10 protein-coding genes and 1 pseudogene are annotated in these 13102 nt (G+C 53.5%); 5 read left to right on the top strand and 6 right to left on the bottom strand.

Annotated elements, in window-relative coordinates; all coding sequences use genetic code 11:
- Nucleotides 1-4: 4 nt before the first annotated feature.
- Entirely contained in the window at nt 5-919 is a 915-nt protein-coding gene (locus KTH07_RS08140) for an extracellular solute-binding protein (protein ID WP_032104051.1), read from the bottom strand.
- A 367-nt stretch (nt 920-1286) separates the two neighbouring features.
- Between KTH07_RS08140 and KTH07_RS08135 the strand changes: the two genes are divergently transcribed.
- Nucleotides 1287-1508 carry a hypothetical protein gene (locus KTH07_RS08135; protein ID WP_063161895.1) on the top strand — a complete coding sequence of 74 codons (222 nt, stop codon included), beginning with the start codon at nt 1287-1289 and terminating at the stop codon, nt 1506-1508.
- A gap of 5 nt (nt 1509-1513) precedes the next feature.
- On the opposite strand, the gene fhuE is transcribed toward KTH07_RS08135, so the two are convergent.
- Nucleotides 1514-3682: a ferric-rhodotorulic acid/ferric-coprogen receptor FhuE gene (gene fhuE / locus KTH07_RS08130; RefSeq protein WP_032619747.1), complete on the bottom strand. Its 2169-nt coding sequence runs from the start codon at nt 3680-3682 to the stop codon at nt 1514-1516.
- A 164-nt stretch (nt 3683-3846) separates the two neighbouring features.
- Between fhuE and KTH07_RS08125 the strand changes: the two are divergent.
- Nucleotides 3847-4905, top strand: a pseudogene (locus KTH07_RS08125) (YncE family protein).
- Nucleotides 4906-5166: 261 nt separating this feature from the next.
- Here KTH07_RS08125 and dcp read toward each other — a convergent pair.
- Nucleotides 5167-7200 carry a peptidyl-dipeptidase Dcp gene (gene dcp / locus KTH07_RS08120; RefSeq protein WP_045616244.1) on the bottom strand — a complete coding sequence of 678 codons (2034 nt, stop codon included), beginning with the start codon at nt 7198-7200 and terminating at the stop codon, nt 5167-5169.
- 143 nt (nt 7201-7343) lie between these two features.
- Between dcp and ydfG the strand changes: the two genes are divergently transcribed.
- Nucleotides 7344-8090 carry a bifunctional NADP-dependent 3-hydroxy acid dehydrogenase/3-hydroxypropionate dehydrogenase YdfG gene (gene ydfG / locus KTH07_RS08115; RefSeq protein ID WP_015570609.1) on the top strand — a complete coding sequence of 249 codons (747 nt, stop codon included), beginning with the start codon at nt 7344-7346 and terminating at the stop codon, nt 8088-8090.
- Between the two features lie 90 nt (nt 8091-8180).
- Complete coding sequence (locus KTH07_RS08110; RefSeq protein WP_217310907.1) at nt 8181-8867, top strand: GntR family transcriptional regulator; 687 nt, start codon at nt 8181-8183, stop codon at nt 8865-8867.
- Nucleotides 8868-8902: 35 nt separating this feature from the next.
- On the opposite strand, the gene KTH07_RS08105 is transcribed toward KTH07_RS08110, so the two are convergent.
- Nucleotides 8903-9334, bottom strand: a complete 432-nt coding sequence (locus tag KTH07_RS08105) for a universal stress protein (protein ID WP_015570611.1) — start codon at nt 9332-9334, stop codon at nt 8903-8905.
- 287 nt (nt 9335-9621) lie between these two features.
- Here KTH07_RS08105 and ydfZ point away from each other — a divergent pair, with 287 nt between their 5' ends.
- Entirely contained in the window at nt 9622-9825 is a 204-nt protein-coding gene (gene ydfZ, locus KTH07_RS08100) for a putative selenium delivery protein YdfZ (protein WP_003857405.1), read from the top strand.
- Nucleotides 9826-9869: 44 nt separating this feature from the next.
- Here the strand turns inward: ydfZ and KTH07_RS08095 are convergent, their stop codons facing one another.
- A complete protein-coding gene (locus KTH07_RS08095; RefSeq protein ID WP_032619752.1) occupies nt 9870-11333 on the bottom strand; it encodes a mannitol dehydrogenase family protein in 1464 nt (487 codons plus the stop codon).
- 223 nt (nt 11334-11556) lie between these two features.
- Nucleotides 11557-13095 (bottom strand): MFS transporter, encoded by a 1539-nt coding sequence (locus KTH07_RS08090; RefSeq protein ID WP_032619754.1) that lies wholly within the window; start codon nt 13093-13095, stop codon nt 11557-11559.
- Nucleotides 13096-13102 lie beyond the last annotated feature (7 nt).

Genomic DNA, 13102 nt, shown 5'->3' with positions numbered 1-13102 from the left:
TTTCTTAGCGGGCGTATAAGCTGTCTCCTTTAGGTTCGGCGTAGCCAAACGCTTTGAACAATTTCTGCCCCTCGGCGCTTTGCATGAACGATACGAACTTTTGTCCCTGTTCTACACCATTCGGCGCGTTTTTCAGCACCGCCGCATAGAACACCATTGGTTGAGTGTGCAGAATTTGATCCTGGCCTTTGCTGTCTTTAATGGTAAAACTGACGGTGTCATACCACTGTTTCGTCATCGCCGGGTTGCTGAGGTTTATTTCATCCGGCAGCGCGACATACGGCAAATGCGCTGAGCGAACTTCACTCTCGTATCCCGCTGCTGCATCCACCTGACCGCTTTCCAGACGCGCCAGCAGCCCTCCTTCCTGATGAGTCTGCTGTGGGTTTTGCAGCGAGCCTAAAATTTTATCGGTGATGCCCGGCATGTTGTAATACTTTTCCGCCAGCATCAGGCTAAACACAATATTCTGGCCTTTTGGGTCGACATAAGGATCGGTGCGGCCAAATAAGACATCTTTCTGCGTCAGCAGAGTCAGCCACGAGCCGTCTTTCTTTCTGTTGGCCTGTTCAAACTGCGCTGCATGTTTACCCTCAGGACTGTAAGCGACCACCATGCTGGTACTGGCGACAGGGACCGCCTCATCTATCAGCCCGGCGTCTTTGAGAATTTGCATCGGCCCCGGGGTGATGGAGACAAACACATCGGCCTCAATTTTGTGGCTTGCAAGCAGGCGTGCCATCCCGTATGCACCCTGGCCCTGCCCCTGATAGCCGTCGTTATTTGCTCTGGAAAAAGCCGGACCTAACCCCTGGTCCATTACTTTGCCCATGGAACCGGCATAAGTCACCCTGATATCCTTTGCCAGCGCCATGGATGGCATTTGCAGCAGCGCAACCGCCACCAGCACAACCTGCATTCGTTTCCTGGCCATAAGCACCCTCTCGTTATGTATTCTTTTATATATCGAATTTTCCAGAAAAATCACCGCAATGACAACCTCCTCAAGCGCGCCGTTGATGCAAGGTTGAATTAAAGGAAATCGGTCTGGGTGGTGCATGGTCAACTTAGTCAGATGTTGTTATCCAAATGTGGGCAATTGTTCATGAAACATGCTGCGTAAACTCCTCGTGGCTTTGCGTAGAAGAATCTTGAACTCATTGTCATCAATGTCTTTTGCACAGTTGTAGCCCAACTCGCTATATAGATAGATACATATTGATTAAATAACTTGAGGAGTTGTGTATTGCTCAGGATTACCCTCGAGTCTGAGGGCGTCCTGTTCATTGAATATTTACGCTTTTGCGTCTGGCTGTTATACTGCATATCCAACATACGTCTTCTTTAACTGGCCCAATGTTTCCGGCACCTGGCTCGTCACCCGTTCAAACCGGCACATTATTCGTTACCAGGATGGCAATGGCATGGCGGCCATCGCCGTGTCGTTGCCGCTGGTGGGGCCGAAGCGCATTTCGGAACAGGTGATGGCCAGGATAGCGATAAGCTGATTAGATCAGAATGTGTAACTCATGCTTACCGAGACGCTACGCGGTTCGCCATAGACGGCAGAGTCATCAAGGTATGAGTAGTATTCGCGGTCGAACAGGTTACGAACGTTTGCCTGCACCGCCAGCTGTTTCGTCAGCTGATACTGCGCGAACAAGTCGACGAGCGGATAGCTGCCCTGATAGAGGCGCTGCGTCTCGCCGTCCGGACCGGTGACATCTTTGTACACCTGATTCTGCCAGTTCACGCCGCCGCCTACGGTCAGATCCGGAAGCGTCGGGACGCGGTAACGGCTGAACAGCTTAAGCTGCGTCTGCGGCGCAAAGCTGTTGAAGCGGCCATCTGAATCACGGGCAACATAGCGGGTCGCGCTGAAGGTAAGCTGTAGATTGTCGGTAACGGCACCGTTCACCTCAAATTCCGCCCCTTTGCTCACTGCGCCTTTGGTTGCCCGATAAGCTTGTTCGCTGGATCCATTAACGAATACCCCGCTGATTTCCTCCCCCGCGTTCTCCTGTTCTATGCGGAATACGGCAACGTTGGTGGTCAGTCGACCGTCCATCCAGTCTGCCTTCAGGCCGGTTTCATAATTTTTACCGGTGACGGGAGAGAGCCATGCACCCTCTTTCGTGCGTTTGGTTTGCGGGGCAAAAATTGAGGTATAGCTGGCGTAAGCGGAAAGGCTGTCGTTGATGTCATACACCAGCCCGCCGTAAGGGGTGGTGTTGTATTTACGCATATCGCCGCTGCTGCCATCTGAGCTGTACTGGGTATAACGTGCGCCAACGATTAGCGACAACGGATCCGCCAGCGACAGGCGTGCCGCCGTATACGCCGATTTTTGCCGCACGATATCATCCGCATTTTGATACCAGTCGCCCCACTCCGGCTCGACCACGCTGCCGTCCCAGCTGTTGTTGAAGATGCCAATCTGAGCACTGTCCATTGGCCCGTCTTTGCTGAAGGTAGCATTGTGCTGTCGGCTATAGTTGGCTCCGGCCATCAGCTGATGTTGACGCCCGAGAAGTTCAAAAGGCCCGCTGGCGTAGGCATCAAAGGCGTCCAGAGTGCGCTTGCCGCGATCCTTACTACCCCAGCCTGATGCGCCTTCTCCGGTGGTGACGTCCGGATTGCCCATCACATAAAGCAGGGTATCATTGAACGTTTGCTCGCCGTGGGTTCCATTGAAACGCACCGACCAGCCGTTATCCCAGTTGTGGGTGAGGTTAGCAAAAACTTTACGCGACTCAACGGAGTATCCCGTCCAGTCTGCCGAGGTATTGACGTTGCGATCGTAATGGGTACGGCTGCCGTTACTGTACAGGCTGGGTAATCCGCCCCAGGTCGGGTTGGCTGTGTTTGTTTGCTGATAGTCCCAGCCCAGCGAGGCCGTCGTGTGTTCCGTTACATCGCCTTCAATGACGCCATAGAGAAATTTCTTGCGCTTGCCATATCTGTCAAGCCAGCTGTCCTGATCCTGATAACCTGCCACGACGCGCCCACGCAGGCTGCCGTCGGAATTGAGGGGCGCGGAGATGTCGCCCACATAACGCTGTTTGTTCCAGCTTCCGTAACTTGCGCTGACGTTGCCCCTGAAGGTTTTACTGTCGGCACGTTTACGCACCATGTTCACCGTTGCTCCCGGATCGCCAGCGCCGGTCATCAGGCCGTTTGCGCCACGCACAATCTCTATACGATCATAAATGGCAGTATCTTCCTGCGCATCGCCAAAGTTCCACGCGTCGCCCATTGATGTGGGGATCTCATCGTAGGCGAAATTGGTGATTTCAAAGCCGCGGGAAAAGTAGCTGGAACGCTCGCTATCAACCTGCTGCGACGAAACGCCGGTGGCATTGGTAAGTACCTGGTCAATGGTTTGCAGGTCTTGATCCTGCATACGCTGGCGCGTCACGACGCTGACTGACTGGGGGATATCGCGCGGGGTCAGCAGCATTTTGGTGCCTGAACGCGTGGTTTTTACCGCATAATCCTGCTGCGAGTCGGCGCTCCCGTTCCCGTCACCGTAGACAACCATCTCTTGTTCTTGCGTATTTTCATCCGCCTGTGCCGGGTGCATGACGGCGGACATTGCCAGCGCAAGCAGTGAAAGTGAGAAGGAAGCAGGAATTAATCCTGCGGGCGCTTTCGCGCGATTAGCCCTGCCTTTAAAAATCATCATGTTACCTGTCTGTTGTTGTCGTTATGTGCAAATCATTCATACAAATAAGAATGGAAATGATAATTATTTGCTTTATTATGCACAGGTAATTTTGTAAGTTAAATGTAAATAAATGTATATTTATCAAAATCAGCGCGGCACGCGCATGACAGGAACAAAAAATGAACACATTCCATTGGCTAAAAGGAAAGACATGGGGCTTAAGCATTCTTACCGCGGCGTTAACCCTGAGCGCAACGGCGTCAGCAGCCCTCCCGGATTCGGCTGAACTCAAGCAGCGCGAACTCGCGGACGGTCTGTATGAGATGGTTTACTCCCCAACGGCAAACGCGTTGTAGATTGCGAGCGCGCAGAGTTTCAAAAACGTCAACGGCGGGGTGCTCTATAAACTGGATCCCACAACGCTTGCCACGCAAGGTGAAACCCACACCGACCTGAAAAACTTCGGCATGGCAGCGGACGATAATGGCAAGGTCTACTACACCACCAACACCCTTGATGGCGGGGTATCGAAAGTGGACGTGCAAAGCGGCAAGGTGCTACAGCGCCTGATGTTTGAAGGCAAAGACAAGGATGGCGACCCGGTTGGTGCGCGTGAAATCCTCTTCCACAAGGGACAACTGTTTATCGGCGGCGTTGCCGACCCTGGGTTTATCTCCGTGGTTGATGCCAACACTATGACGCTAAAAGCCCGAATCGAAAATGCCGGGAAATGGGTGACGGGGATTATTTATTCGCCGCTGACAGACCGCCTTTATGCCGCCAATGGCGGCGGTGAAATTCTGGTGATTAACCCGGAGACGTATAAAATCGAACAGCGCTGGACGCCGGGAGATAAAAAAGCGTATTTGTTCCTGAATATGGCAGAAGATCCGGCCACCGGGCGCCTGTTCGTGACTGATGATTCAAAAGCCAAAACCACACTGGTATTTGATGAGCGCAGCGGGAAAGTTATCAAGCGTCTTAAAGGCGATGCGCTGGGAATAAAGTTTAACGCTGAGCGCAACGAAATTTTCATCACTCAGCGCGAATCCAGGAAGGTGTTGCAGCTTGACGCCGGGAGCTATGCTGTGAAAAACAGCTGGACGTTCACCAGCCATCCCAACAGTCTTCTGGTAACACCGGACGGTAAAACGTTATACGTAACCGTGAAGCAGGACTTCAATGACGACAACACGACGAAAGGCCCGGATAGTGTGGTTCGTATTTCATTAAATTAAACAATATACAGCCATCCTGTGAGGGATGGCTGACTTATAAACGTGGACGCTGAAGCAGTATATTTAGTCCGGCCAACGGATAAAGCCGGGTTAAAGCGCCAGATGTTCTAAAGTCGCGGGGATCCTTACTGGGTAAAAGTAAAGGTGTAGCTACGTGAAGCTGGCCCCTATCCTCCTGCAAATTTCGCAGAATTAAGGATTCATTTTGGGAAAGAAAAAACCGGGCCTCGCGCCCGGTTCTGTTCCCACACTAAAAAAGCCTTACGCACTCAATCCGCGATTCTCCAGCATCGGTTCAATCTTCGGATCGTGCCCGCGCCAGTTCCGGTAAAGTTCAGCTAAATCAGTGCTGTTGCCGCGGGACAAAATCGCCTCGCGGAATTTCTGTCCGTTTTCGCGCGTCAAACCGCCCTGCTCGACAAACCACTGATATCCATCGTCCGCCAGCATCTGCGTCCAGAGATAGGCGTAATACCCTGCCGCGTAGCCGCCGCCGAAGATATGGGCGAAATAGCTGCTGCGATAGCGCGGCGGTACGGCTGGAAGATCCAACCCCTCTTTTTTCAACGCGGCGGCTTCAAAGGCTTCCACGTCTTCAACGGGCTCCTGAATGCCGTGCCAGTTCATATCCAGCAGCGCGGCGCTCAATAGCTCCGTCATGTCATAACCCTTATTAAACTGGGTCGCATTGAGCATTTTTTCCCGCAGCGCATCCGGCATCGGTTCGCCGGTTTGATAGTGACGAGCAAAGTGCGCAAACACCTGCGGATGGCTGGCCCAGTGTTCATTGATTTGCGAAGGAAATTCAACGAAATCACGTGGCGTGTTGGTGCCTGAAAGCGTGGCATAGCGCTGGCTGGCAAACAGGCCATGCAGGGTATGGCCAAACTCGTGGAACAGGGTAATCACATCATCCCAGGAGATCAGCGCGGTCTGCCCGTTCGCCGGTTTTTGATAGTTGCAGACGTTATAAATCACCGGACGCGCGGCAAACTCATAAGACTGCTCAACAAAATTCCCCATCCACGCGCCGCCCGCTTTGGAATCACGCGCGAAAAAGTCGCCGTAGAACAGCGCCATGCCTTCACCCGTGTGGTCGAAAATCTCCCACACGCGAACATCCGGGTGGTAAACCGGAATATCAAAACGCTCGACAAAGCGGATACCGAACAGCTGCGTGGCGGTCCAGAATACGCCATCTTCCAGCACGGTATTGAGTGCGAAATAGGGTTTGATCTGCGACTCATCCAGCGCGTATTTCGCTGAGCGCACGCGTTCGGCATAAAACGCCCAGTCCCAGGCCTGTACCGTAAAACCACCCTGCTCGTCGTCGATGACCTTCTGAATATCCGCCTGCTCCAGCGCGGCCCTGCCGCGTGCCGCAGGAACTATCCCGCGCATGAATTCGAGCGCGGCTTCCGGCGTTTTCGCCATCTGATCGGCAATGCTCCAGCTCGCATAGTTGTCAAAGCCGAGCAGCTGCGCCTGTCTTGCCCGCAACGCGGTAAGCCGACGGATCAGCTCGCGCGTATCGTTTTCGTCGCCTTTCTGAGTGCGTTCCCAGCCCGCGCTGAACAACTTTTTACGGGTCTCGCGCAACGACAGCGCCGCCAGCGCGGGCTGTTGCGTGGTATTCAAAAGCGGGATCAGCCAGCGATCCGTCAGCCCTTTTTCTGCGGCAGCGTGAGCCGCGGCAGCCACCTCCTCCGCACTGAGCCCGTCAAGCTGGTGAACATTGTCCACCACCAGCCCTCCCGCCTTGTTCGCCGCCAGCAGGCGCTGGTTGAACTGGCTGGTCAGGGTGGCGGCTTCGGTATTCAGGGCTTTCAGCTCGGCTTTTTCATCGGCATTCAGACGCGCGCCAGCAAGAACAAAGTGCTGATACATCTCCTCCGTCAGTCGTCGGGATTCGGCATCCAGCGCCTCGCGATCCTGCCAGACGGCTTCCACGCGGGCGAAAAGCGTATCGTTTAGCCAGATATCGTTCGCCAGCCCGGCCAGTTCGGTGGAGAACTGCTCGTCCAGTGCCTGAAGATCATCGTTGGTGTGTGCGGACGTCATGGCGAAGAACACGCTGCTCACGCGCGACAGCATGGCCCCGCTCTTTTCCAGCGCCAGCACGGTATTGTCGAAGTCCGGCGCGGCGCGCTGCGCGATAATCGCGTCAATGTCTGCACGCTTCAGGCGCATTGCTTCATCAAATGCCGGACGATAATGGCTGTCGTTAATCGCATCAAAACGTGGCGCCTGATAAGGCAACAGGCTAATTTCAAAAAAAGGATTGTTGACCGACATCGTTTACTCCTGAGCACGGTATTTCTCCCCAGAGTAGGCCAGCCTGCGCCGGCCTGCAATGGCGTCATACAAATGTTGCCTTAACGACGTGCCGGAGAGCGTGCTATGTTAGTACAACACAAAAAGCGTTGAGGAACAGTGAGATGATTATTTTAGTTACCGGGGCGACAGCGGGTTTTGGTGAAAGCATCACGCGTCGCTTCGTCGCCAACGGACACAAAGTGATTGCAACAGGGCGTCGTCAGGAGCGTTTGCAGGAGCTAAAAGACGAGCTGGGTGACAGCATTCTGACCGCGCAGCTGGACGTCCGCAACCGCGCCGCCATCGAAGAGATGATTGCCAACCTGCCTGCCGAATGGCGTGAAATTGACGTGCTGGTCAATAACGCCGGCCTGGCGCTGGGCATGGAGCCTGCCCACAAAGCCAGCGTGGAAGACTGGGAAAACATGATCGACACCAACAACAAAGGGCTGGTGTACATGACCCGCGCCGTGCTGCCGGGCATGGTTGAACGTAACCGTGGCCATATCATTAACATCGGTTCCACCGCCGGAAGCTGGCCTTACGCGGGCGGCAACGTCTATGGCGCGACCAAAGCCTTTGTCCGCCAGTTCAGCCTGAACCTGCGCACCGACCTGCACGGAACCGCGATCCGCGTGACCGATGTTGAACCGGGTCTGGTAGGCGGAACCGAATTCTCCAACGTGCGTTTCAAAGGCGACGACGCGAAAGCGGATAAAACCTATGAAAACGCGAATGCGCTGACGCCGGAAGATATCACCGAAACCGTCTGGTGGGTCGCGAATCTGCCGAAGCATGTCAACATCAATACGGTTGAGATGATGCCCGTCAGCCAGACCTATGCCGGACTAAGCGTGCATCGCGGTTAATTTACCCTGCCCGGCCTGCGGGCCGGGTATGTGATGGCAGGGAAAAGAATGGTAGTATGTTCAGGTTAACTCTCTGAGAAATCACAACCCATGGCCGCTGAATCGCAACTTAATCCTACCCAGCCCGTTAATCAGCAAATATATCGCATCTTACGCCGTGATATTGTTCGCTGCCTGATCCCACCGGGAACGCCACTCTCAGAAAAAGAGGTTTCGGTACGTTTTGACGTTTCCCGTCAGCCCGTACGTGAGGCGTTTATTAAGCTCGCAGAAAACGGCCTTATTCAGATCCGCCCTCAGCGCGGCAGCTATGTAAATAAAATTTCGCTTTCGCAGGTACGGAATGGCTGTTTTGTTCGCCAGGCCATCGAGTGCGCCGTGGTGCGTCGCGCCGCGTCGCTCATCAACGATAACCAGTGCTACCTGCTGGAGCAAAACCTGCATCAGCAACGAATCGCCATCGACCGCAAACAGTTAAACGACTTTTTCCAGCTGGACGACGAGTTCCACCAGAAACTGGCGCAGATCGCCGAGTGCCAGCTCGCGTGGGATACCGTCGAAAACATCAAAGCTACCATCGACCGCGTGCGCTCCATGAGCCTCGACCATGTTTCTCCGCCAGAGATGTTGCTGCGCCAGCATCATGATATTTTCAGCGCGCTGGAAAAACGCGACGTGGAAGCCGTAGATAAAGCGATGACGCTTCACCTTCAGGAAATTAGTGAGTCAGTTCAGTTAATTCGCCAAGAAAACCGCGAGTGGTTCAGCGAAGAATAAAACCTCGCCGCCCCCTTTCGGTTGCGGCGAAGTAATTAGCGGACCACTAATACCGGAATAGTGGCGTAGCGCAGAATAGTTTCAGCATTTGAACCCAGCAGATGGGTTGTAATGCTCGGATTTTTTGATCCGATAACAATGACATCATATTTCCCCTCTTTGCTGAGCTTGATGATTTCATCGCGTACGTTGCCGAAGCGAACTTCACAGTCAATATTGTCCGGGGACATATCAAAGAGCCGTTTCAGCGCCTTCATCTTCTTATCAGACTCGGCGGTCATATACTCTTCGAACTTCTTAATATCGGCATTGAACCCCCGCAGTAACGAACGGCTGCTGTTAGGGAGAATGTTGACCAGGGTGATCGTCGCGCCTTCCGCCTTCGCGAGGTTGACCGCGTGGCGTACCGCTTTATCGCTCAAATCCATTTCAAACACGTCAACAGGCATCAAAATTTTCTTATACATAAGCCTGACTCCTTTTCCGATGAAGGGTTATTTTCTGCCTCCAGAATGACATTGTGGATATAAACAAAGCCTAAACACTTGCACCCGGAAACTATCAATTAAGGAAAATAACTGTCGGCTTTGTAAAGTGGTGTCCTGAACCGTCAACGCCTGCATGAAATAAGAAAAAAGTGTGAGCTTGATCAAAAGCAAATAATTTCGTTAAAGAGAGGCGTATTAATAGTGCCCCGTGAACGGCAGCCGTTGAATTAGCGCCGTAACGGATAAGTACGAGAGGAGAAAATACCATGATGACATACGACCGTAACCGAAATGCAATCACCACTGGCAGCCGCGTCATGATTAGCGGCACAGGCCAGTTCGGCGTGATTAAAGCGATCCACAGCGACGGCCTTAATGCCGAGCAGGTGCGCCGTGGTAAAACGGTTGAAGTCGAAGGATGCGAAGGTAAGTTCGAACCGATTGAGCTGATTCGCCTGGGGATGCACTAAGCTGCGCCCCGACATGCCGCCGCGGACGGCGGCATGTCATCGCGTTAAAGCCGGGAGGCGTACTCAGCAACCGTGGCCTTCGCGCCTTTTTGCAGCAACGTTTGATAGGCCTGCATGACCGCAGCCACAAACACCGCGTCCTTCGGCAGCTCGTTACCGAAAATAGCCTCAATGCCCAACAGCGCGCTAACGCGGCTTTCGCCTTCAGCGCTACCGTTTACCGCCGCCTGAATCACCGCCAGCTGCGGATCGCTCACCTCAATCGCGTTACCCTGCTCATCCACACCGCCGACATAACGCATCCAGCCCGCAACACCGAGGGCCAGCAGCGGGAAGGGTTTCTGGTGGACAAGGTGCCAGCGAACGGAATCGAGCATCCGCTGCGGCAATTTCTGGCTACCGTCCATGGCGATTTGCCAGGTGCGGTGGCGCAGGGCCGGATTGCTGTAACGTGCGATCAGCAGGTCGGCATAGTGAGCTAAATCCACCCCCTTCACTTTCAGCGTCGGCGCCTGCTCTTTCAGCATTAGCGCATGCGCGGCTGCGCGATAATGTTCATCTTCCATGCAGTCGTTAATGTGCTGATAACCGGCCAGGTAGCCGAGATAGGCCAGGAACGAGTGGCTGCCGTTAAGCATACGCAGCTTCATCTCTTCAAACGGAATGACATCAGAAACCAGTTCCGCACCGGCCTTTTCCCACTGTGGACGTCCGGCGACGAAATTATCTTCTACCACCCACTGGCGGAACGGCTCGCAGGCGACACCTGCCGGATCGCGTACGCCGGTCAGCTGTTCAATTTTATCCAGCGTTTCAGCCGTGACGGCGGGCACAATACGGTCCACCATGGTTGACGGGAAGGTGACGTTCGCTTCAATCCAGTCGGCCAGTTCGCCGTCAACAGCGCGCGCGTAGGCGCAGGTGACATTGCGCATCACGTGGCCGTTTTCCGGCATGTTATCGCATGACATCACGCTGAATGCTGGCAGCCCCGCCGCCTTACGCCGCGCCAGCGCTTCAACCACTACGCCTGGCGCAGATTTCGGCTGATGGGGGTTTTGCAGGTCGGCAACGATTAACGGATGATCGAACATCAGTTGTCCGGTTGCCGGGGAGTGGCAATACCCTTTCTCGGTGATGGTCAGGGAAACAATGGCGACCTGCGGATCGCACAGCGCCGCCAGCACGGTTTCAAGGCCGTCGACCTGCGCATGCAGCGCATTTTTGACGACGCCGACCACGCGCGCCGTCCACGCATCGGCAGACATCTCTGCTACGGTATAAAGATTATCCTGTGCCTTCAGATCGGCGATCTGCTGTTCGCCGCCAATCAGGTTAACTTCGCAGTAACCCCAGTCGCTGCCCTGTTCTGCGGCGAGTATATCGGTGTACACCGCCTGGTGCGCACGGTGAAACGCGCCAAACCCTAAATGAACAATGCGTGCCTTGAGGCTGTCGCGATCGTACTGAGGACGCGTTGCCTTCGCCTGTAATAAACGGTTTTCCATGATTGAGACTCGTTAATTATGAACGCTGAGATCCGCAGCCGCTCTGGTGACAGTGCGGCTGCGCCGGTTGACTAAACCAACTAGAATGGCAGTGTCATTACTTTATCCTGTCGATCACAATACTGGTTATGCTGCCATGAACATTGATTTACATTAACTTTCGGCCAAGTGGTGTGATATAAAAATCAAGTTGTGTGACATCTGGCAAAAGATATAAACCAGATCATACAGGGGTGCGCACCGTCTGCTCGCCGGACCGGACCGTCGGCTCACGCCACAACCTGTCGTAGGAATAGCCTGTTAAATCTTCCACGACCCGGCGAGCTTCGGCGGATACGCGTTGGGGAGAGCCGTTGGCTTTCAGGCGATCCAGCTCATCCACAAAGATTTTGTGCGTACGCTTGTTCAGGTTAAATGTCAGAGCCTGCCACAGGGCCAGGATAAGCAAGGCAGCAGTGCCGATGAACATCAGCATTGCGATGGTGTGGATGGCTTCGGTTGGCTGCGTCTGGCTCCCTTTTACAAATCCGCCGCTTTGTAACAGGAGACCCACAATAAAGGTGGCAATAGCGACCGTGGTTTTTCGGGAGAATGTCATTACCGCGGCAAACAGTCCCTCACGACGCTGACGGCTGACCATTTCATCGATATCTGGAATGAACGTGAACACGTTCCACGGTGTAAACTCAAGGACGCAGCGCCCCACCTGATACACCCCGGCCAGAATGACCAGCGTCGCGACGGTATTCAGCGCAGGGATCTGGTACACGGCAAAGAAGCCCCCCAAACAGAGCAACATCAGTGAATAGGCAAATACATATAGCTTTGATGGCCCATATCTGATGATCCCTATACCCGCAATTAACGTGACGGGCAGCCCCACAATACTCATCGACAGCAGCGTGCCTGCCAGTGAGGAAGAGACATTCAGACAGTAGACGCAGAAAAATACAAATACCGTGTTGTAGACATCTTTGCCGGTAAACGACAGCAGATAGATGGCGAGATGTTTCCTGAAGGCCCGGATTTTCAGGGTGGAACCATACTCCTTAAAAAGTCGTCCAAAGGCAGCCAGCTTCTCTCCTGCTGTTTGTGGGCGTGTGTTTTTTTCCAACCCGGAGAGCATTTCCGGCGTCAACTCGCGTTCCCAGGTCACTTTCCACGAGATGAATACACATACCATAAACAGTACAGCAAAAATAACGCCGTTTATGAGGTAGGCATGGGCGCTGTTTTCCCCGAAATAGCCGATCAGTAATCCGGGAATAAATGTCGCCAGAAACGTCCCGGACGCTGAAAGAAACATGCGACAGGTAGAGAGTTTGGTCCGCTGGTTAAAGTCTTTTGTCATTTCTGACGGTAACGTTTCCCACGGGATCAGTACCATTGCAGCAATAATTTCAAATGCTAGATAGACGGCGAGATAAAAACCGTATGTCATGCCATCAAGCCACAGCAATGCATAGACCAGCATCAACGGTGCACCGATCAGCAAAAAGAAACGTCGGCGACCAAATTTTTTACCAAAATAGTTTTTGTAAAAATGGTCAGTGAAACTTCCCATAAACAAACTAACGATAGCATCGACAATGCGCGCTATAGCAACAATAGACGCCGCTTCAACCGGTGACAACCCAACAAATGTCGTATAGAAGAATAATAACCAGGCGCCGATAACGGTAAAGGCACCGCCGCCCATAATATCCGTTAGTCCGTAGCCGATACTAACCGGAATAGTAATTTTTTTTGCAGTACGAGACATGTTCCAT

It is taken from the genome of Enterobacter cloacae complex sp. ECL72 (assembly GCF_019056635.1).
GTDB classification, from domain to species: domain Bacteria; phylum Pseudomonadota; class Gammaproteobacteria; order Enterobacterales; family Enterobacteriaceae; genus Enterobacter; species Enterobacter hormaechei_C.
Note: the sequence above shows the minus strand (reverse complement) of the source record. Positions and strands in the feature narration are given on the sequence as shown.